The following is a 21,566-nucleotide window of genomic DNA, read 5'->3' on the forward strand; positions in this document are numbered from 1 at the left end:
GTATTCCAGTATTCGTAATCAGGTAGGTGTGTGATGGAAGGTATTAGCATTGCCAAACTGTTGGCGATTGCCGCGCTGATCGTATTGCTGTTCGGCACCAATAAACTGCGCTCGCTGGGCGGCGACTTGGGGGCAGCAATCAAAGGGTTCAAGAAAGCGATTAATGACGATCAGTCAGTGAAAACGACCACTGCAGGAGATGATGAGCGCCTGCCGGTGAAATTCGTCATAACAAGGACTAATCGCCTTAATGAAAAAGGGCGGCCTGTTGGCCTCCCTTTTGCGATAAGTACGTCAGCAACAGAGTCAATGTGTAACTAAATATTGTTACACCCAACGTGCTTACTTAACCTCAATGCCTTTCGCTTGCAGATCGGCGTGATACGACGAACGCACGAACGGGTCGCAGGCTGCGTGGGTAAAGCCCATCGCCATCGCCTCGGCTTTCATTTCATCGAACTCTTCCGGACTCACATAGCGTTTCACTGGCAGGTGATGACGGCTGGGCTGTAAGTATTGCCCTAATGTCAACATGGTGACACCGTGGCGGCGCAGGTCACGCATTACTTCAACGATCTCTGCATTGGTTTCCCCCAGCCCAACCATCAGGCCGGATTTAGTCGGAATTTCAGGGTGAGAGACTTTAAAGTTCTCAAGTAGCTTCAATGACCACTCGTAGTTGGCACCAGGGCGTACCTGACGGTAGAGGCGCGGTACGTTTTCCAGATTGTGGTTGAACACATCCGGCGGCGTCACGTTCAGGATATCCAGCGCCTTATCCATACGACCGCGGAAATCGGGCACCAGCGTCTCGATGCGAATATGTGGGTTTTTACGGCGGATAGCGGCGATGCAGTCTGCGAAGTGCTGTGCGCCGCCGTCACGCAAGTCATCCCGGTCTACGGAGGTGATCACCACGTAGCGTAACCCCATGTCATGGATGGTCTGTGCCAGTTTCTCTGGCTCATTGGCATCTGGCGTTACCGGGCGGCCGTGTGCCACGTCGCAGAACGGGCAGCGGCGGGTACAAATGGCACCCAGAATCATGAAGGTGGCTGTACCGTGGTTGAAACATTCGGCCAGATTCGGGCAGGAAGCTTCTTCACAGACAGAATGCAGGCCGTTTTTGCGCATGGCCGCCTTGATGCCTTGAATACGGCTGGAATCGGCAGGTAACTTGATTTTCATCCATTCAGGTTTACGCAGTAGCTCCTGCCGCTCAGTGACGACGGTGCGTACCGGGATGAGTGCCATTTTGTCTGCATCGCGGTATTTAACGCCGCGTTCCATCTGAATCGGTTTACTCATGATAGCCAGGTTCCAGTTCTGAATCACATGTTGAATCATGATTTAAGTTCTATGATTCAATGGATTATGTTTCTAATTAAACTTTTTTAAAAAACTATAAAAAATTATACCATCTTTGCTGCCTGACATTCAGCCTTTACGTCGCACAAATGCATAAATAATGTAAACGGAATGTGATTTGGCACCGATAAGCATAAACCCAACTGTACCATTTCACGCCGATATACTGCGCGGTACGGGCGCGCCATGAGAGGCCCAATCCCATACCAGTGGCGCTTGTTGCGTGTAGCCAAGCCGTTGCATAAAGGTCGCGACCAATAGCTGGGCGACATCTGCCACTTCCACGCCGGGTACGTGCTGGCTGACCTGCGTCATTACCATGCCCGCATAGCCGCACGGGTTAATACGCAGGAACGGCGTCAGGTCCATATTGATGTTGAGTGCCAGCCCATGTAAAGAGCAGCCTTTACGAATGCGTAGTCCGAGTGAACAGATTTTAGATTCCTGCACATACACACCCGGCGCATCAGCGCGGGCATGAGCGGTGATACCGAACTGTGCCAGTGTATAGACCACGGTATTTTCAATGGCGGTGACCAGTTCCCGCACGCCCACTTTTCGGCGTTTTAAATCCACCAGCACATACATCACTTGCTGGCCCGGTCCGTGATAGGTCACCTGGCCGCCGCGATCGCTTTGAATCACTGGAATATCGCCGGTAGTGGGCAGATGCTCTGCCTTGCCAGCTTGACCTTGGGTAAAAACGGGAAGGTGCTGCACCAACCAGAGCTCATCCGCGCTTTGCGTGTCACGCAAATCGGTAAGCTGGTGCATCGCCAATGAAACAGGCTCATAGGGTTGTACGCCAAGCTGACGTACGATGATCTTATCCTGTAGCAACATCGTGATCTTCAGGTTAAGGAAAACAATGGAGCCGATTATAGTAGCGGGACGCGCCAGCGAACAGCGCTGAAACACATTTTCCCGCGATTATCCGGTCGGGCAGGCGTCATGCCCTTACAGTACAACGCGTACGATATCGATAGCGCCCAGCTCTTCATAGAGCGTTTCGACTTGCTCAATGTGCGTGGCGGTAATGGTAATGGAAACCGAATGGTAATTGCCTTTGCTACTAGGTTTGACCTGCGGGCTATAGTCGCCCGGCGCATGACGTTGCACCACTTCGACAACGCGGTCTACCAATTCTGGCTGCGCGTGTCCCATCACCCGGTAGGTGAATGAGCAGGGAAATTCGAGCAGTTCATTGAGTTTGGTTTTCATGTGTTCTCCAGATGGATCTGTGCCCATGCTGATCGTCGCTGTTCAATAGCGTTTGGTTCAACATAAAGTATAACTCCCGCCGCAGCGGGAGTTATCATCTCTGAATATGGGGCCAAAAACGGTTAACCCAAGGGCTTAGCCTAACCAGCGATGGAACATCAGGCGAATGTAGTCAAACAGACAACCAAAAATGCCCCCTTCTTTGACTTCATTCATCACGACCAGCGGGCGTTGCTCAATGGTTTTGCCATCAAGTTGGAAGTTGATGGTACCAACCACCTGGTTTTTGCTCATCGGTGCGTGCAGTTCCGTGTTATTGAGCACATAGCTGGCTTTCAGATCTTTCATCCGACCGCGCGGAATGGTGAGGTAGGCATCTTTTTCCACGCTCAGGGAAACCATGTCGCTATCACCGAACCAGACGGGCTCGGATGCAAACTCTTTGCCGGCTTTCAGCGGTGCAACGGTTTCAAAGAAACGGAAACCCCAGGTGAGCAGCTTTTTGCTCTCGGTTTCACGGCCTTTGAAGGTGCGCCCGCCCATCACTACCGAGATCAAACGCATTTGACCTTCAGTGGCCGAGGCAACCAGATTGTAGCCTGCCGCATTGGTGTGGCCGGTTTTGATACCGTCGACAGCCAGGCTGCTGTCCCACAACAGGCCATTACGGTTGGTCTGTTTGATGTTGTTAAAGGTGAACTCTCTTTCTTTATAAATGGTGTACTCGTCCGGCACATCGCGAATCAACGCCTGGCCAATCAGCGCCATATCGCGCGCGGAGCTGTGTTGCCCCGGTGCATCCAAGCCGTGCACGGTCTGGAAATTGGTGTTCTGCAAACCCAATGTTTTCACATAGTTGTTCATCAGGCTAACGAAGGCATCCTGGCTACCCGCCACATAATCTGCCATCGCAACGCAAGCATCATTACCCGATTGCAGAATGATGCCGCGACTGAGTTGTGAAACCGGTACACGATCGCCCGGTTTCAGGAACATCAGCGACGAGCCCTGAAAGGTCGGGTTTCCGGTTGCCCAGGCATCTTTGCCGACGGTTACGATGTCATTCTGGGTAATCTTGCCGGATTTCAGCGCCTGACCGATAACATAACTGGTCATCATTTTGGTCAGACTTGCGGGATCGCGGCGCGCATCGGCATTCATTTCTGCCAACACTTTACCAGAGTTGTAATCAATCAGGATGTACGATACCAGAGTTGTAATCAATCAGGATGTACGACTCGGCGTCGATTTGTGGTACGCCGGGGATCATCGTCTTGAGATTGACGTCTTCCGCATGGGCCGTTGTGGCAACACTGACGGCAAGCAGCGTGCCCAGCGCTGTACCTAAGGTGAAACGAGACGTGATAACAATATTCATGATTGGAACTACAACATCCGTGGGGTGAAGTTAAAAAACGAGCCGTACTATAGCAGATGCGCCATAGCGCGGCACCAGACATTCCGTTACGTGATTTTGCTAAAGCAGAATGGTGTAACAACCCCATGACCGCACATTAACATGCGGCGGACTGGGGCGCGAGAGGATTATTGCGCGTCTGCCGCCGTGACAAAGGCGTGCTGCTGCGCTTCTGTTGCCAAACGCTGCTGAAGTTCAGTGGCCTGTTGGAGGTTTTGAAAAGGGCCAAGCTGAACGCGATACAACCAGTTGCTGGGTGTCACTTTTCCCGTCACGTGGAAGCGTTCGATCAGGCTTTTCAGCCAGGTTTGCGCACGCTGTGGGTCGCTCAGCGCTCCAACCTGAACCAGATAGCGCCCGTTACTGTTGCCAATCGGTGTCGCTGCCGGCGTCACGGCAAGCGGGCGCGCTGCTGTGGTTGCTGGCCCGCTGGTCACAGGCGTAGCGGCATGTGTATCTTCCAATACGCCAGAACGCAGGGCTGTAGGAGCACCAAGAAACCCACTTGGGCTGGCACTGGTGCTGCTGGCCGGCATGTCGCTGTTATTTTGCACACTGAGGGCGTTGTTACTGACGGGCCTGCTGGCAATGGCTGCTGGCGCACTGGTTTCCATCACAGGCGTACCCAATCCGCTGGCACCGAGGTTCGGACGATCGGGCAGGGCAAAACTCTCTTTAGCGACGGTTGTCCCAATAGTGCCTGGCCCGGAGAGCGTGCCATCCGGCGCGACCACGATCGCTTCAACTTTCACTTTGGTATTGTTGGAGATATTGAGGCGATCGCCAGCCGCCTTGGACAGATCGATAATTCTGCCCGGCGTATACGGGCCGCGATCGTTCACACGAACCACCAGAAGGCGGCCGTTGCTCAGGTTAGTCACGCGGACATAGCTGGGTAATGGCAGCGTGGGGTGTGCAGCGGTAATGGCGTTGGGATCGAAGATTTCGCCGATAGATGTACGATTCCCGTTGGCTTCAGCGCCGTACCAGGTTGCCAGACTGACCTCGGAGAAGTTCTGCGCGTTCTGGATCACCTTGTAGGTTTTTCCCTTGATGGTGTAATTCTGCAACGTGCTCGGATTATAGGGCTCATAGCGCGGCTCGGCTCCGCCAATCTCTTCCACCGGACCATTATAAGCCGAGGTCGGCGTAATCGGCGCGCGCGGGGCTTCCGTGGTGGTACAGGCTGCAAGCATCAATGTGACGATGCCGACCCAAAGCCAGTCCTTACGCATGTGTTTACCTCACTTTATAAGTTTTTCGAGAGCATCTTACGGTGCGTGTGGATTGACATCACAATGCCAAACCCTGCCATCAACACCACCAACGCTGAGCCGCCGTAACTGATAAGCGGGAGCGGCACCCCGACCACGGGCAATATGCCACTCACCATACCGATGTTAACAAAAACATAGACAAACAGAATGAGAATCAGGCCGCCGACCATCACCCGACCAAACGAGGTTTGGGCATTGGCGGCAATTACCAGACCACGCATGATGACAAACAGATACATGGCGATCAGAACCAGCACACCAATCAACCCCAACTCCTCTGCCAATACGGCAAAAATAAAGTCGGTGTGGCGTTCGGGCAGAAATTCAAGCTGTGACTGGGTGCCTTGTAGCCAGTCTTTACCCGACAAACCCCCGGAGCCGATAGCAATCTTGGATTGAATAATATGGTAACCAGCCCCCAGCGGATCGCTTTCCGGATCGAGCAGCATCATCACGCGGGCGCGTTGGTAATCGTGCATCAGAAAGAACCAGAGCACGGGAATAAACGCTGCGAGCAACACTAGCGCCACGGCGATCAGTCGCCAGCTCATGCCCGCGAGAAAAAGCACAAACAGGCCGGATGCCGCGACCATAATCGACGTGCCCATGTCGGGTTGCGCCGCCACCAGCAAGGTCGGCAAAAAGATTAATACCAGGGCGATCCCGGTGTTTTTCAGCGACGGTGGGCACATATCACGGTTGATAAAGCGCGCTACCATCAACGGCACGGCAATTTTGGCAATTTCTGACGGCTGAAAACGGACAAAGCCAAGATCAAGCCAGCGCTGTGCGCCTTTACTTATCTGGCCGAACACATCCACCATGATCAACAGAATGACACAGACGATATAGAGATAGGGTGCCCAGCCTTCGTAGGCGCGCGGCGGAATTTGCGCCATGGCGATCATCACGGTAAGACCAATGGCTATCTGTGCCGCTTTACGCTCCATCATGCCGATATCCTGGCCGCTGGCGCTCCACATCACGAATAAGCTATACCCCAGCAGCGCTAGAATACAGAGCAGGAAGGGCTGGTCGATATGCATCTTGGTCCAAATCGACCTTTTTTGTTGGCTTTCAGTCATGGTGGCGGTTACTCGCTTTCAGAACCGGGTGCGCTGGGTGGCGCATCGGGCAATTCGGTGTTGTTATCGCCCAGCATAATGTGGTCGAGCATCTGGCGTACCAAGGCGCTGATAGCAGGGCCTGCACCGCCATTCTCCAAAACGATTGAGATGGCAATTTTGGGGTTGTTATAGGGGGCAAATGCCGTCAACAGTTTGTGGTCACGCAGGTGTTCGGCGATTTTATGCGCATTGTAGGTCTCATTTTCTTTCAGGCCAAATACCTGCGCAGTACCGGTTTTTGCTGCGATCTTATAGGGCGCATCGGCAAAAAATTTATGTGCAGTGCCGTTCTGACGGTTAGCAACCCCGTACATCCCGTCTTTGGCGATTTCCCAATAGCTGGCACGCACATCGCTAAGTCGTGACACTTCTTGCTGACGATAAGGTACGATGACGCCGCTATTGCGAGCGCTATAAAGCAGGTGTGGTGTTTTCACGTTGCCATCGTTGATAAGCGTCGTCAGTGCTTTCGCCATTTGAATCGGCGTGGCAATCCAGTAGCCTTGACCTATGCCAACCGGAATGGTGTCCCCTTGATACCAAGGACGTTTGAAGCGTTTTTGCTTCCACTCACGTGTGGGCATATTGCCGGAACGCTCTTCCGCCAGATCGATACCGGTGTATTCACCGTAGCCGAACTTGTTCATCCATTCTGCCAGGCGATCGATACCCATGTCATAAGCGACCTGATAGAAGAAGGTATCCGCAGATTCTTCCAGCGATTTGGTCACGTTCAAGCGGCTATGGCCCCATTTTTTCCAGTCGCGGAACCGTTTTTCTGAGCCCGGTAATTGCCACCAACCTGGATCGAACTGTGAGGTGGTGGTGGTAATCACATTGGCGCTTAATGCAGAGGCGGCAATGTAGGGTTTCACTGTTGAAGCCGGAGGATATAGCCCCTGCGTGGCGCGGTTGATCAGCGGTTTGTTAGGGTCATTAAGCAGTGCGCGATAGTCTTTGCTCGAGATGCCATCAACGAACAGGTTGGGATCGTAGCTCGGGGTGGAAACCAGTGCGCGCAGGCCACCATCGCGTGGATCGATAATCACCACCGCTGCCCGACTGCCTTCCAGCAGTTTTTCAACGTAGATTTGCAGGTTGAGATCGATGGTGAGGTAGATATCCTGACCCGCTTGCGGCGGCTGCTCGTGCAGTTGACGGATGACGCGGCCACGGTTATTGACTTCCACCTCTTCATAACCGGGTTTACCGTGCAGAATATCTTCGTAATAGCGCTCAATGCCCAGTTTTCCGATGTCGCGCGCGGCGGCGTAATCGGCAATTTTTTCTTCCTTACTCAGTCGCTCTACGTCTTTATCATTGATTTTTGATACGTAGCCGAGGACATGGGTTAGGGCAGAGCCATACGGGTAATAGCGGCGTTGATAGCCTTTGACTTCCACGCCGGGAAAACGGTACTGGTTGACGGCAAAACGGGCGACATCAACGTCGCTTAAGGCGGTTTTGACCGGAATGGAGGTGAAGCGGCGTGAGCGTTTACGTTTTTTCTCGAAGTTTTCCAGATCATCATCAGTGAGATTGACGATGGGTTTCAGAGTAGTCAGCGTATCTTGCAGGTTATCAACTTTGTCCGGCACCAGTTCCAACTGGTAAATGGTGCGGTTGAGCGCCAGTGGAATACCGTTGCGATCGTAAATGATGCCGCGGCTGGGCGCGATGGGTACCAGCTTAATGCGGTTTGCGTTTGAGCGTGTGCGGTAGTCATCAACGCGCACCACTTGCAAATGGTACAAATTGGTCACCAGCACGCCGGAAAGCAGCAAAATACCGATGAACGCCACTAAAGCACGACGTACGAAAAGGGCGGATTCCGCCGAATAATCACGAAAGGGTTTATGTTCTGTTTTCATCTGGCAACTATTTCGTGTGTTTTATCGTACAGTCTTACTCTCTATGGTAAGGGTGATTGGTGGTGATGCTCCAAGCCCGATACAGGCTCTCGGCCACCAATACGCGCACCAGCGGGTGCGGCAGCGTTAACGGCGATAGCGACCAGCTTTGCTCCGCCGCCGCTTTGCAAGCGGGGGCCAGCCCTTCCGGGCCGCCAATCAGCAGGCTGACGTCGCGCCCGTCCTGTTTCCAGCGTTCCAATTGGCTGGCAAGCTGCGGCGTTTCCCACGGCGTACCGGGAATATCCAGTGTCACAATACGGTTACCTTTCCCCACTGCCGCCAGCATCAGTTCCCCTTCTCGCTCGAGAATACGTTTGATATCCGCATTCTTTCCCCGTTTACCAGCAGGGATTTCCGTGAGCTCGAAGAGCATGTCTTTGGGAAAACGTCGCAGATAATCCGAAAAACCTGTCTGCACCCAGTCCGGCATTTTGGTGCCAACGGCGACCAGTTGCAGCCTCATGTTAGCTCCACAGTTTTTCCAGTTCGTACAGGTGACGGCTCTCTTCCTGCATCACGTGCACCATAACATCACCGAGATCGACAACCACCCAGTCAGCACCTTGCTCACCCTCAACACCCAGTGGGATCATTCCGGCAGCGCGTGAGACTTGTACCACATGGTCGGCGATAGACGAAACGTGGCGGCTGGATGTACCGGTGCAGATAATCATGCAGTCGGTAATGCTGGATTTGCCACGCACGTTCAGCACAACGATATCCTGGCCTTTTAAATCATCTATTTTATCAATAACAAAATCTTGGAGTGCTTGGCCTTGCAAAGGTTCCTCCTGCCTGGCTGTTCAACCGGAGAAATGTGCTCCGGCGGGTAAAAAGGGTTGCGTGTTCATGCGTGACGCACCGCAGGTGTTTCAGGGTATTAACGACCCATTTGGCGGCGTAGACAACGCGCTTTACCGTTTTTTACCGGACTGAAAAACCAGCGGCGGAGTATAGCATGCCCGGTGAGAGAGTGGTATGCGGGAAGCGGGTTAACGGTATAAGTCGTGAGCATCCATAAAATGCAGCACGGCAGGGGGAACCAAATCGTCGCAGGATTCACCCTTCTGACGGCGCTGGCGAATATCCGTGGCAGAGACGGTGACCAGCGGCGTGTGCGCCAAATAGATCAATCCGTGCGGCTGCGTGTGAAGATCTGCGGCATTTTCAGCGCTGTGCGCTTCCAGCCACGCCTGCTGTTCTGGCGTGTCCAACGTGGTGCGGTAACCTGGGCGTGCGCAGACCAGTAGATGACACACCTTGAGCAGGTCTTGTCCGCGGTGCCAGGCGTGTAATGTGAGCAGCGAATCCTGGCCGATAATAAAGGCCAACGGAATGTTATCGCCCATTTCTGCGCGAATCATCTCCATGGTATCAATGGTGTAAGACGGCGTGATACGCTGCAATTCACGGTCATCCACGCTGAATAACGGCGTCTCGGCGATGGCGAGTTCCACCATGCGCTTGCGCTGTTGCGCGGTGGCTTCAGGCTGTTCACGGTGAGGCGGTACGTTATTGGGCATCAGCGTGATGCGCGTTACGCCTATTTCATCCGCGAGCGCAGTGACTGGACGTAAATGCCCATAATGAATGGGATCAAAGGTGCCGCCGAAGTAGGCGATCAGTTCAGGGGGAGTAACGCTATTCATCGGCGTTGACCATACCGGGCGCAAGCACCTTGCCGCACAATAACAGCGTCAGCGTTTGCATTTCTGGCCAGATGGATTGGCCATAATCCTGTTTTAGCGTCAATTCCAATCGCGTCAGCAGGTGCATAGCTTGCTGCAACTGATGTCCATTGAGCCGTTGGAGTGCCTGAGTGAGCAGTGCGCGTCGGTTTTGCCACACTTTATGCTGATCAAACAGGGTATGTAACGGTGTTGTCACCATGTTGTGCTGCAAGGTGACCAACAGTGTCAACTCACGTTGTAGCGTGCGCAGCAGAATCACAGGTTCGCTGTCTTCTGCTTGTAACTGTTGCAACACGTGCCAGGCGCGTTTGCTTTTGCCTGCCAGCATGGCATCCAGCCAGTGAAAGGGCGTGAAGTGTGCAGCATCGTTTACCGCCTGCTCAACGCGTGGCAACGTGAGCTTGCCGTCAGGATAGAGCAATGACAAACGTTCCAGCGCCTGCATCAACGCCAGAAGATTGCCTTCATAGCAGTAACACAGCAGTTGCGTGGCGGCATCATCCAGTTGCAGTTTGCGTTGCTTGGCGCGTTGTGCCACCCAGCGCGGTAATTGCGTCTGTTCCGGTGTTAAACAGCTGATGATCACGCCGTGCTGCGACAGTGCTTTATACCAGGCGCTGTTTTCTTGCGCTTTGGTGAGTTTGCTGCCGCGTAGAATAGGCAATACGTCCTGATGCAGCAGTCCAGCCAGTTTGACTAGATTTTCTGCCATGGCGGCGTTGGGGCCGTTTTCCGGCAGTTGCAGCAGTAGGCTTTGCCGTGAAGCGAACAGGCTGAGTGCCTGACATACGCTGAAAATAGCATCCCAATCGGTGCTTTGATCGAGTGTGAAACTGAAATGTTCGGTGAAACCCTGCTCCCGCGCGCGATGGCGCAGCATATCCAGGCTTTCCTGCAACAGCAGTGGATCGTTGCCAAACAGCAGATAGCAAGCGCGCAGCCCCTCATTGAGCTGCGCGGCAAGCTGTTCCGGATAGATACGGATCATGAACGCCCGTTGTTATCGCTGATGGCGGTGGCACGTTGCTGGAGGTTTTTCACTTCATCACTGCCGTTGATGGTCACCAGTTTACGCACTAACTGCTCGGCAGCCTGACGGCGCATCTCTTTACGTATGATGTCCTGCTCGGCGTCTTTTGCCAACGCGGCGAGCGGGTTATCAAAGAAGGTGCGGAACACCGTGACCGAGAGTGGATAAATATCTTCACCCGGCAGCAGCACCTGCGCCTGAACGGTCAGCACCAGCTGGTACTCTGCGGTGGTCCCATCCTGGAAAATAGAGACAGTGTCTCTGGCTTCCGTGGAGCCGAGAATACGCAGGGATGCGATATCCTGACGCGCGGCGTCTTCCTCGATTCTTACATCACTGGCACGTAGCTGATCGCGAATGGCCCGGGTCAACGGACCAAAAGGATCGTTACTGGTCAGCGTTAATACCTTCAATTCGCTGGGCAGTTGTGTGGTGCCACGCAGATGAAAACCGCAGCCGGCGGTAACCAGCACCGCCAACCCCAGCAACAACGTGAATAAAAGATGTCGCACAGTGCCTCCTTGGCTTAACCTACAACCAGGTTAAGCAGTTTGCCCGGAACGTAAATGACTTTACGTACTGTAACGCCTTCCAGGTATTTTGCCATCAGATGTTCCTGTGCGGCACGCGCCTGAACCTGCTCCTGCGTGGCATCGGCAGCAACCGTAATTCTGCCGCGCACCTTGCCGTTCACTTGCACCACGACCAATTTGGAGTCTTCCACCATGGCATCTTCATCGGCAACAGGCCATGGGGCCGTGTCGATATCGCCATTGCCACCCAGCGCCTGCCACAGCGTGAAGCAGGCGTGCGGTGTGAACGGGTACAGCATACGCACCACGGCCAGCAGCGCTTCCTGAGTCAGTGCGCGATCCTGCTCGCTTTCTTGCGGCGCTTTTGCCTGCTTGTTCATCAGTTCCATAACGGCGGCGATAGCGGTGTTGAACGTCTGACGACGACCAATATCATCGGTGACTTTAGCGATGGTTTTGTGCAGGTCGCGACGCATTGCTTTCTGATCTCCGGTCAGCGCGGAAACATCCAGCGCACCGGTAGCGCCTTTTTCCGTGTGGTCGTAAACCTGTTTCCACACACGCTTGAGGAAGCGGTTAGCCCCTTCAACCCCTGATTCCTGCCATTCCAGCGTCATTTCTGCCGGAGAGGCGAACATCATAAACAGACGCACGGTGTCGGCACCGTATTTCTCTACCATCACCTGCGGGTCGATACCGTTGTTCTTCGATTTCGACATCTTGCTCATTCCGGCGTACACCAGTTCGCGGCCTTCTGCATCGAAGGCTTTCAGGATGCGTCCTTTGTCATCGCGTTCCACGGTGACGTCAGACGGTGATACCCAGATACGTTCGCCACTGTTGCCGGTGTAGTAGAAGGCATCAGCCAACACCATCCCCTGACACAACAGGCGCTTGGCGGGTTCATCTGAGGTGACAAGACCTGCATCACGCATCAACTTGTGGAAGAAGCGGAAATACATCAGGTGCATGATGGCGTGTTCGATACCGCCCACGTATTGATCGACCGGCAGCCAGTAGTTGGCCGCCGCCAGATCGAGCATACCCTGATCGTATTGCGGGCAAGTGTAGCGCGCGTAGTACCAGGAGGATTCCATAAAGGTATCGAAGGTATCGGTTTCAAGCAGCGCAGGCTGACCGTTGACGGTGGTTTTTGCCCAGTTGGGATCGGCTTTGATAGGGCTGGTAATGCCATCCATCACCACGTCTTCCGGCAGAATCACTGGCAGTTGATCTTCCGGGGCCGGGATAACGGTGCCATCTTCCAACGTCACCATCGGGATTGGCGCCCCCCAGTAACGCTGACGGGATACGCCCCAATCGCGCAGGCGATAGTTGACTTTGCGTGCGCCGACGCCGAGTGCGACCAGCTTGTCAGCAATGGCGTTAAAGCCCGCCTCGTGATCCAGACCGCTGAATTCGCCTGAGTTGAACAGTGCGCCTTTCTCGGTCATGGCTTGTGCAGATATATCGGGTTCGCTGTCGTCCAGGTTCAGGATAACGGGTTTGATCGTCAACTGATATTTAGTGGCAAATTCCCAGTCGCGCTGGTCGTGGCACGGAACGGCCATCACCGCGCCAGTGCCGTAATCCATCAGCACGAAGTTGGCTGCCCATACTGGCAGTTTTTCGCCGGTCAGTGGATGCTCCACGAATAGGCCTGTCGCCATGCCCTTTTTCTCCATGGTCGCCATATCTGCTTCGGCAACTTTGGTGTTACGGCATTCATCGATAAACGCGGTCAACGCCGGGTTAGTGGCGGCGGCGCGCAGCGCCAGCGGATGCGCGGCAGCAACGGCGACATAGGTGGCACCGATAAAGGTATCCGGACGCGTGGTGTAGACGGTCAGCTTGTCAGCGCTGTCTGCCACGTCAAAGGTGATTTCCACCCCTTCCGAACGGCCAATCCAGTTTCGCTGCATGGTTTTGACCTGCTCCGGCCAGCTTTCCAGCGTGTCCAGATCGTTGAGCAGTTGATCGGCGTAATCGGTGATTTTGATAAACCACTGCGGGATCTCTTTACGCTCCATTTTGCTGTCACAGCGCCAGCAGCAGCCATCGATAACCTGTTCGTTGGCCAGCACAGTCTGATCGTTCGGGCACCAGTTCACCGCAGAGGTTTTCTTGTAGACCAGACCTTTTTCGTACAGCTTGGTGAAGAACCACTGTTCCCAGCGATAATAATCGGGTTTACAGGTGGCGACTTCACGATCCCAGTCATAGCCAAAGCCCAGCCGCTTCAACTGGTTTTTCATGTAATCGATGTTGGCATAGGTCCAGGGGGCCGGTGCGGTGTTGTTTTTTACCGCAGCCCCTTCCGCTGGCAGACCGAAAGCGTCCCACCCGATCGGTTGCAGGACGTTTTTTCCCAACATACGTTGGTAGCGGGAAATAACGTCACTGATGGTGTAATTACGTACGTGCCCCATGTGTAGGCGGCCAGAAGGGTAGGGGAGCATGGAAAGGCAGTAGTACTTTTCCTTGCCGGGCTCTTCGGTCACTTTAAACGTTTTGTTTTCTTGCCAGTTAAGCTGGACGCGAGTTTCTATCTCTTCTGGGCGGTATTGCTCTTGCATGGCTGCCAGGGGTCCTATTTAGTAAAGAAGCGCTACACCCGTAGCGTGTTCCGATTCATCATAATGACCCGCATAGCATAGCTGATAAGCAACGCTGGCAACAACCGCCTCTACACCATAAGCGCTGATTTATACCCGTCATACTTCACGTTGCAGGTGCGTTGGCTACACTCGTCCACCAGAATCACTTACCTGAGTAAGCTCATCGGGATTGATGAACCTCATCTCTGAGGTTCACCCTTCGGGCCAGCGCAAGCGCTGTGCAAATTTGTTTCTCCCTTGCCGCCTTCCTGCAACTCGAATTATTTAGGGTATATGGATGCAAGCCGCAAAGTTGGCAAAAAGTGGGGCAAAGAGAGGTGATGAGCAAGAATAGTGCTTAAAACCGTCTAAAATAGAGAGGGATAGCTAAACAGGTACCGTCATTGCCCCGCCAATGTTAACCAATCCGCGTATTCAGGAGGCACCATGAACAAGAAAGCCCGGCATTATCGTGCGCTGATGTCTTCCATCATGACGCGTTTAAGCGCCGGTGAACGCGATCTGACTCAGATGCCCCAACACGCCTGGGAGAGCTTGCACGACAGCGAAGATCTCACCCACCGCGAACGCGAAGATATTATTCAGTCCGTAGAGCGCGATTTGGCCGAATTTGTTCAGCGTTACACGGATAGCCAGGACGAGGATTTATCCGATAGCGTGTTTCTGCGTGTCATCAAGGAGAGCCTGTGGCAAGAGCTGGTGGATATCACGGATAAAACTCAGTTGGAATGGCAGGCGCTGTTTAAAGATGTCAGCCATCACGGCGTTTACCACAGTGGCGAAGTCGTCGGGCTGGGTAATTTGGTGTGTGAAAACTGCCATAACCATTTGGCATTCTATACGCCGGAAGTGCTGCCTCGTTGTCCGAAGTGCGAGCACGATCAGTTTCAGCGTCAGCCTTTTCAGCCCTGACGAGGTAGCTTAAGGGAGAGGCGTTCCCGCTTGCGCGGGAACGCGCGTCGCAACGTCAGGCGCTGCGATACTGGATAATGGCTTAGTGCAGGATCTTCGCCAAAAAGTCTTTAGCGCGCTCGGATTTGGGATTGTTGAAGAACTCGTCTTTAGGCGTGTCTTCCACAATCTTGCCTTCATCCATGAAGATGACGCGGTGTGCCACTTTTGCGCGCAAAGCCCATTTCGTGGGTAACGACCATCATCGTCATGCCTTCTTGCGCCAGTTCAACCATAACATCCAACACTTCGTTGATCATTTCCGGATCTAGCGCGGAAGTCGGTTCGTCAAACAGCATGGCAACCGGGTCCATGCAGAGTGCGCGCGCAATGGCGACACGCTGTTGCTGACCACCGGAGAGCTGGCCGGGAAATTTGTTAGCGTGCGCGGACAAACCCACGCGATTGAGCAACTTGGTGGCCTTTTCACGCGCGGCCTCTTTATCACGCTTGAGCACTTTCACCTGCGCCAGCGTCAGGTTCTCAATGATGGAGAGGTGGGGAAACAGTTCAAAATGTTGGAACACCATGCCCACTTTGGAACGCAATTGCGCCAGATTGGTTTTCTTGTCGTTAACCGAGATGCCGTTAACGTCAATCTGACCTTGCTGCTCGGGTTCAAGGCCATTAACCGTTTTGATCAACGTGGATTTCCCGGAGCCTGACGGCCCACAAACGACCACCACTTCACCTTTCTTCACTTCTGTCGAACAATCGGAGAGCACCTGGAAGTGACCATACCATTTGGAAACGTTTTTTAGAGTAATCATAGAACAGTCCTTCTTTTCAGGTAACTGACCAGCATCGATGCGCTAATGCTGATAACGAAATAAACCAATCCGGCAAACAGTACCATTTCCACCTGGGTTCCGTCGCGTTCGCCAATGGTTGACGCGGTGCGGAAGAAGTCCGCCAGGCTCAGTACATACACCAGGGAGGTGTCCTGGAACAGGACGATCCCTTGCGTCAGGAGCAACGGCATCATGGCGCGAAACGCCTGCGGCAGGATCACCAGCTTCATGGATTGCCACTGTGTCATGCCGAGCGCCAACGCTGCGGAAGACCGTCCGCGTGAAATGCTGAGTATGCCAGCACGGATAATTTCAGAGTAATAGGCGGCTTCAAACAGCGAAAAGGCTACCATAGCGGAGATCAGACGAATATCCGTTTTTGGTGATAGCCCAAGCACATTTTGTAATGAGCTAGGAACCACAAAATATAACCACAACAGCACCATCACCAATGGGATGGAGCGGAAGATGTTAACGTAGCCTTTGGCAAACCAGCGGATCGGGGCGAAAGACGACAGCCTCATTACCGCCAATACGGTTCCCCACAGGATGCCAAACACCACAGCTGTCACCGTGATTTTTAGCGTGACGACTAGCCCTTGCAGCAGATAGGGCATGCTTGGCGCAATGGAGCTCCAGTCAAATTCGTACATTATTTACTCCCCATATTGCCGGGCAAACGAGTCTTTTTCTCAACCACTTGCATGATCAGCATAATAATGGCGTTAATTGCGACATACGCCAGCGTGATGGCGGTAAAGGACTCATAGGCGTGCGCAGAGTAATCCAGTAGTTTGTTTGCCTGTGCGGCCATGTCCACCAGCCCGATGGTTGAGGTGATGGCCGAGTTCTTCACCAGGTTGAGCATTTCAGACGTCAGGGGCGGTACGATAATGCGATAGGCGTTGGGCAGCAGAACGTAGCGGTAGGTTTGCGGCAACGTTAGCCCCATCGCGAGCGCTGCGGCTTTCTGGCCGCGCGGCAGAGATTGGATACCTGCGCGCACCTGCTCGCAGACGCGAGCGGCGGTAAACAGGCCCAAACAGACCATGGAGGAAACGAAGAACTGAATGTTGGGATCCAGTTCCGCTTTAAACCACATGCCGATGCTTTGCGGCAGTAATTCGGGAACCACCAGGTACCAGGCGAAAAATTGAACGATAAGCGGAACGTTACGGAACATTTCCACATAGCAGGTACCGAGACCTGACAGAAAACGGTTGGGTACGGTGCGCAAAATGCCGAAAATCGAGCCGACAACGAATGCAATGATCCAGGCGCAGACTGACAGCGCCACAGTGACCTGCAACCCAGACCAAATCCACCCAAGATAAGTGGTATTACCGAACGGGGCGGCTTGTAAAAAAATACCCCAGTTCCAATCTATAGACATAGCAAACTCCGGTAAAAAAAGGGTAGCAGAGCTACCCTGAAGATTGATGAGTGGCGATAACCCATTGGTGGGAAAGGGCAGTGCGGATAATCAACACCTGCGACATCCACTGCGTGGGCCGGGACGCCAGTCGGGGAACGACCGTCTGACGCCTGTCTGTCCAGCCACGAGTCAACAATCGAGGGCAAGCTGTCTGCCCTTGTTTTCACTTGTTGTTAGTTTAATGCTTTATCGTTAGGCGCTTTGAACAGCGCCTTCATCTCTGCTGACAAATCGAAGTTCATGTTGAGATCTTTAAGCGGAATAGGCTGTTTGAACCAGCGATCAAAGGATTTTTCCGCTTCACCGGAGGTTTGCAACGTCGCGATAGTCTCATCAACCAGTTTCTTGAACTGCGGATCGTCTTTACGCAGCATACAGCCATAGGCTTCTTCGGATTGTGGGGTGCCGACGATCACCCAGTCGCTCTGCTGTTTGGCTTTGGCTCGTTCACCGGCCAGCAACGCATCATCCATCATAAAGGCAACGGCACGGCCTGTTTCCATGGTGCGGAATGCATCGCCATGGTCTTTGGCACTGATGATGCACATATTAAGTTTTTTCTCTTCGTTCAACTGGTTAAGCAGTTTTTCAGAGGTGGTGTCTGAGGTAACGACCACGGTTTTACCCGCCAGGTCCGGGAAGTCTTTAATGCCCGAGTCTTTTTTGGTCAGCAGACGTGTACCAACGATAAAGATGGTATTAGAGAAGGCGGCCTGTTGCTGACGTTCCAGGTTGTTGGTGGTGGAACCACATTCAAAATCAAAGGTGCCATTTTGCAGCAACGGGATACGGTTCTGGGACGTGATTGGGATCAGTTTGACCTGAAGATTGGCAACGCCAATTTTCGCTTTGACCGCATCGACAATTTTGTTCGAGTAATCCTGAGAGTAACCAACCACTTTCTGTTGGTTGTCATAGTAGGAAAATGGCACGGAAGACTCACGGTGGCCAACAACGATGACGCCATTGTCTTTAATCTTTTTCAGCGCCCCCGTTAATTCTTCTGCATGAGCCAGGCTGCTTGCGGCTGTACCAATCAGAAGCAGTGACAGTGCCAGTTTACGCATTTGCATGTTGTAACTCCTTTGCTGTTGTGATGACGGCAGTCGCTATGACGCTAAGGTGGTTGCGAATTCAATCATGCTGATAGAGCGCTCTCTCGGGTGCGGCGGGCTATGCACCATAAAAGAGCGAGTACTTGCCTTTATCTTTAAAAAATAGCCGATTGTGAACAAAATGAAATAAATTTGTTTGTCTTTTGAGAACTCAACCGCACTAAATCACTGCACTAAAATCGTTTAGCACTATTTTGGTGCGCTGATTGCCCCATCAGGGTGCTTTTTCGACGGTTTTCAGAGAACAAACAACGGAATCATCCCGTTACACTCTGTTATTTAATGAATAATAAGCAAATGATGTGCCAATTATGCAAATAGGAGATGGCGGGTATTACACGAAGGTATGGTCGATATTGACGGGAAACCGGCAGGCCGCGCCTGCCGGTTATTGTGTTAACGACGCAGACGCGCGACGCAGGCTACACCGGCCAGCACGGCGAGAATGATCCACATTGGCCAGGCACCAAAGCGTGCATAAGGGGTGATGCCGGTGGTTGGCGTCACCTTGGTGAGCAGCACCTTGCGCGCAAACTGCGGCAGTTCGGCACTGATTTCACCCTGTGGGCCGATAACGGCGGTCACGCCATTGTTGGTCGCACGTAGCAGCGGACGCCCTAACTCAAGAGCACGCATGCTGGCCATCTGGAAATGTTGCCATGGGCCGATAGAACGACCAAACCAGGCATCGTTGGAGATGGTCAGCAGCATATCGGTATCAGGCCGGAAGTTATCGCGAACTTGCTGCCCGAGAATAATTTCATAGCAGACCGTGGCCGTCATCCGTATACCATTAACCAAGAGCTGAGGCTGTTGGTAAGGGCCACGGCTGAACGAAGACATCGGCAGATCGAAGAATGGCGCTAACGGACGGAGCAGCGTTTCCAGCGGAACGAATTCACCAAACGGCACCAGATGATTCTTGTTGTAGCGGTTGGTGCTGGGGTAACGGTACGGTTCGCTGCCACCCAGCACGATAATGCTGTTGTAGAAGTCAACCTGCTCGTTTGTGCGGCGGCGTGCATCCACAACCCCCGTGACCAGGCTGCTGTTGTGCGCGCGCAGTAGCTCATCGATATGCTGCAAATACGCTTGCTGACGCGTTTCTACATCAGGGATGGCCGATTCTGGCCAGATAACGATCGGCGCTTTATCCAGATAAGGCAGCGTAGCATCCCGGTAGATGTTCAGAATCTGTTGCAGCGCATTGGGATCCCATTTTTGTGCCTGGGCAATATTGCCTTGCACCAGCGCGACGTTGACCGCGCGATCTGGTTGAGGCGTGAACCAATGGATAAACTTCAACGGCCAAGGCAGAAGCAGTAGCGCAATGGCGCAGTAAAGCGGGATGGTTTTGCGTCGTGTGGTACCGAACAACAGCAGGCCGGCAATGATGACCAACAAGAGGTTGATACCATCAACGCCAAGCAGCGGTGCCAGGCCTTGCAGCGGCCCGTCAATCTGGCTATAGCCAAATTGCAGCCAGGGAAAGCCGGTGAGTACCCAACCGCGCAACCACTCAGTGAACTGCCACAGGACCGGCGCGACCACGATCAGACGCACCAGCGTCGTTCGTGGCCAAATGCGCGTTAACAGTCCCGAGAAGAGCGCGGAGTAAAGCGACAGATAGAGCGCGAGCAGTACCACCAGAAACACGTTAATGGCTTCCGGCATGCCGCCGAACTCGGCGATACTGACGTACACCCAGTTCACTCCGCTGCCAAACAGGCCAAAGCCCCAGCTAAAACCAATGGCGGCGGATTGCCGCCAGGTTCTGTTCAGCGTCAGGGCTTGCAATCCACACAGCGAAACCAGCGCGGCAGGCCAGAAATCAAACGGTGAAAACGCCAAGGTGCCCCAGGCACCGCAGAACAGCGCAAGCAGGATGTGCACCCGCTGGCGTCGTAAAACAGACATGACAGACATTGTCGAATTAAGGTGCCAGTGTTGGTTGAGGCGCTTCGTCAGGGATTCTGACATGAGTCTGAATAATACGTCGGCTGTCCGTCATGGCAACTTTGAACAGGTAACCGTTGATGTCGATGGTTTCACCACGCGCAGGCAGATGGCCGAAGGCTTGCATCACTAGTCCGCCGATGGTGTCCACTTCTTCATCGCTGAACTGGGTGCCAAACACCTCGTTGAAATCTTCAATCAGTGTTAGCGCGCGCACGGTATAGGTGTATCGGTTCAGTTGACGGATATCGCGATCTTCTTCGTCGTCGTACTCATCTTCAATTTCGCCAACGATCAGCTCGAGAATATCTTCAATGGTGACCAGCCCAGATACACCGCCAAACTCATCGATGACGATAGCCATGTGATAACGCAGCGAACGGAACTCGTGCAGCATGCGGTCCACGCGTTTGCTTTCCGGCACCACGACTGCAGGACGAAGCACCTGCTCCATGCTGAACGGCTCGGCATCGCTGCGCATAAACGGCAGCAGATCCTTGGCCATCAGGATGCCTTCAATGTGGTCCTTGTCTTCACTGATCACCGGAAAACGCGAGTGCGCTGATTCGATAATCACATCCAGACACTCTTCCAGCGTTTGGTTGTGCTTCAGTGTGATCATCCGCGAACGGGGTATCATGATATCCCGCACGCGCTGTTCCCCGATATCCATTACCCCTTCGAGCATGTCGCGGGTGTCTGGATCGATCAGATCGTTTTGTTCGGAATCACGGATAAAGGCGAGGAGGTCACTGCGATCCTTGGGTTCACCATGAAAAAGCTGGTTAAGGATCAGTGAGAAGAATCCTTTCTTGGGACTGGGACTATCGCTGTTTTGAGAATGGTCGTCGCTCATGGCGTTCTATTTACTGTCTCTCTGGTTAGTCAATCATCATCAACCACGCAAAATAGGCATGCGCTGTAAGACCATCAGGCGCGCGGGCGGGTTGACATAAAGGTGCACGGTGATTACCGCGCGTGGCGTTATGTTTAACCATAACGCCGTTAAGCTATGATGACGAAGATGGCATCATAACGAAAAATGCGCCATCAAAAGCAATATCAGGGTTTACGGTAATCTACTGTATTTTTCATAATAACAGAATATACCCGTCATACTTCA

General features: G+C 53.3%; 18 protein-coding genes and 3 pseudogenes. 2 read left to right on the forward strand and 19 right to left on the reverse strand.

The features are described 5' to 3' along the window. Positions 1-33 precede the first annotated feature (33 nt). Positions 34-204, forward strand: a pseudogene (gene tatA, locus JZM30_RS12730) (Sec-independent protein translocase subunit TatA); the annotation flags it as partial. A 138-nt stretch (positions 205-342) separates the two neighbouring features. On the opposite strand, the gene lipA reads toward tatA, so the two are convergent. From lipA to leuS, 13 genes and pseudogenes are all read right to left on the reverse strand, one after another. Beyond that, positions 343-1,308 carry a lipoyl synthase gene (gene lipA, locus JZM30_RS12735; protein WP_252319099.1) on the reverse strand — a complete coding sequence of 322 codons (966 nt, stop codon included), beginning with the start codon at positions 1,306-1,308 and terminating at the stop codon, positions 343-345. A 213-nt stretch (positions 1,309-1,521) separates the two neighbouring features. Next, positions 1,522-2,211: a lipoyl(octanoyl) transferase LipB gene (gene lipB / locus JZM30_RS12740; RefSeq protein WP_252319100.1), complete on the reverse strand. Its 690-nt coding sequence runs from the start codon at positions 2,209-2,211 to the stop codon at positions 1,522-1,524. Between the two features lie 114 nt (positions 2,212-2,325). Next, a complete protein-coding gene (gene ybeD, locus JZM30_RS12745; RefSeq protein WP_252319101.1) occupies positions 2,326-2,589 on the reverse strand; it encodes a DUF493 family protein YbeD in 264 nt (87 codons plus the stop codon). Positions 2,590-2,724: 135 nt separating this feature from the next. Beyond that, positions 2,725-3,967: pseudogene (dacA, locus tag JZM30_RS12750) on the reverse strand (D-alanyl-D-alanine carboxypeptidase DacA). A gap of 167 nt (positions 3,968-4,134) precedes the next feature. Further along, on the reverse strand, positions 4,135-5,241 hold the full coding sequence (rlpA, locus tag JZM30_RS12755) for an endolytic peptidoglycan transglycosylase RlpA (protein WP_252319102.1): 1,107 nt from the start codon (positions 5,239-5,241) through the stop codon (positions 4,135-4,137). 14 nt (positions 5,242-5,255) lie between these two features. Continuing rightward, a complete protein-coding gene (gene mrdB, locus JZM30_RS12760) occupies positions 5,256-6,368 on the reverse strand; it encodes a peptidoglycan glycosyltransferase MrdB (protein WP_252319106.1) in 1,113 nt (370 codons plus the stop codon). Positions 6,369-6,376: 8 nt separating this feature from the next. Continuing rightward, a complete protein-coding gene (mrdA, locus tag JZM30_RS12765) occupies positions 6,377-8,281 on the reverse strand; it encodes a peptidoglycan DD-transpeptidase MrdA (RefSeq protein ID WP_252319111.1) in 1,905 nt (634 codons plus the stop codon). A gap of 34 nt (positions 8,282-8,315) precedes the next feature. Further along, a complete protein-coding gene (rlmH, locus tag JZM30_RS12770; protein ID WP_252319113.1) occupies positions 8,316-8,786 on the reverse strand; it encodes a 23S rRNA (pseudouridine(1915)-N(3))-methyltransferase RlmH in 471 nt (156 codons plus the stop codon). A gap of 1 nt (position 8,787) precedes the next feature. Then, positions 8,788-9,105, reverse strand: a complete 318-nt coding sequence (gene rsfS, locus JZM30_RS12775) for a ribosome silencing factor (RefSeq protein ID WP_252319115.1) — start codon at positions 9,103-9,105, stop codon at positions 8,788-8,790. Between the two features lie 210 nt (positions 9,106-9,315). Next, positions 9,316-9,972: a nicotinate-nucleotide adenylyltransferase gene (gene nadD / locus JZM30_RS12780; protein ID WP_252319123.1), complete on the reverse strand. Its 657-nt coding sequence runs from the start codon at positions 9,970-9,972 to the stop codon at positions 9,316-9,318. After that, positions 9,965-11,002: a DNA polymerase III subunit delta gene (gene holA, locus JZM30_RS12785; RefSeq protein ID WP_252319124.1), complete on the reverse strand. Its 1,038-nt coding sequence runs from the start codon at positions 11,000-11,002 to the stop codon at positions 9,965-9,967. The genes nadD and holA overlap by 8 nt, the downstream gene beginning before the upstream one ends. Next, positions 10,999-11,556: an LPS assembly lipoprotein LptE gene (lptE, locus tag JZM30_RS12790; protein WP_252319125.1), complete on the reverse strand. Its 558-nt coding sequence runs from the start codon at positions 11,554-11,556 to the stop codon at positions 10,999-11,001. Before lptE ends, holA begins: the two co-directional genes overlap by 4 nt. A gap of 14 nt (positions 11,557-11,570) precedes the next feature. Further along, positions 11,571-14,153: a leucine--tRNA ligase gene (gene leuS / locus JZM30_RS12795; protein WP_252319126.1), complete on the reverse strand. Its 2,583-nt coding sequence runs from the start codon at positions 14,151-14,153 to the stop codon at positions 11,571-11,573. Between the two features lie 468 nt (positions 14,154-14,621). On the opposite strand from leuS, the gene JZM30_RS12800 reads away from it, so the two are divergent. Next, on the forward strand, positions 14,622-15,107 hold the full coding sequence (locus JZM30_RS12800) for a zinc ribbon-containing protein (protein WP_252319127.1): 486 nt from the start codon (positions 14,622-14,624) through the stop codon (positions 15,105-15,107). Positions 15,108-15,189: 82 nt separating this feature from the next. Here JZM30_RS12800 and JZM30_RS12805 read toward each other — a convergent pair. The 6 genes and pseudogenes from JZM30_RS12805 to corC form a co-directional block, all read right to left on the reverse strand. Then, a pseudogene (locus tag JZM30_RS12805) lies at positions 15,190-15,916 on the reverse strand (amino acid ABC transporter ATP-binding protein). Next, on the reverse strand, positions 15,913-16,590 hold the full coding sequence (gene gltK, locus JZM30_RS12810; protein ID WP_252319130.1) for a glutamate/aspartate ABC transporter permease GltK: 678 nt from the start codon (positions 16,588-16,590) through the stop codon (positions 15,913-15,915). The pseudogene JZM30_RS12805 and the gene gltK overlap by 4 nt, the downstream one beginning before the upstream one ends. Continuing rightward, positions 16,590-17,330 (reverse strand): amino acid ABC transporter permease, encoded by a 741-nt coding sequence (locus JZM30_RS12815; RefSeq protein ID WP_252319132.1) that lies wholly within the window; start codon positions 17,328-17,330, stop codon positions 16,590-16,592. The genes gltK and JZM30_RS12815 overlap by 1 nt, the downstream gene beginning before the upstream one ends. Positions 17,331-17,545: 215 nt before the next feature. After that, positions 17,546-18,445, reverse strand: coding sequence for a glutamate/aspartate ABC transporter substrate-binding protein (locus tag JZM30_RS12820; RefSeq protein WP_252319134.1), 900 nt, complete (start codon positions 18,443-18,445; stop codon positions 17,546-17,548). A 438-nt stretch (positions 18,446-18,883) separates the two neighbouring features. Continuing rightward, positions 18,884-20,413, reverse strand: coding sequence for an apolipoprotein N-acyltransferase (lnt, locus tag JZM30_RS12825; protein WP_252319136.1), 1,530 nt, complete (start codon positions 20,411-20,413; stop codon positions 18,884-18,886). Between the two features lie 7 nt (positions 20,414-20,420). Next, positions 20,421-21,299, reverse strand: coding sequence for a CNNM family magnesium/cobalt transport protein CorC (gene corC / locus JZM30_RS12830; RefSeq protein WP_252319138.1), 879 nt, complete (start codon positions 21,297-21,299; stop codon positions 20,421-20,423). Positions 21,300-21,566: the final 267 nt, after the last annotated feature.

It is taken from the genome of Candidatus Symbiopectobacterium endolongispinus (assembly GCF_018777385.1).
GTDB lineage: Bacteria > Pseudomonadota > Gammaproteobacteria > Enterobacterales > Enterobacteriaceae > Symbiopectobacterium > Symbiopectobacterium endolongispinus.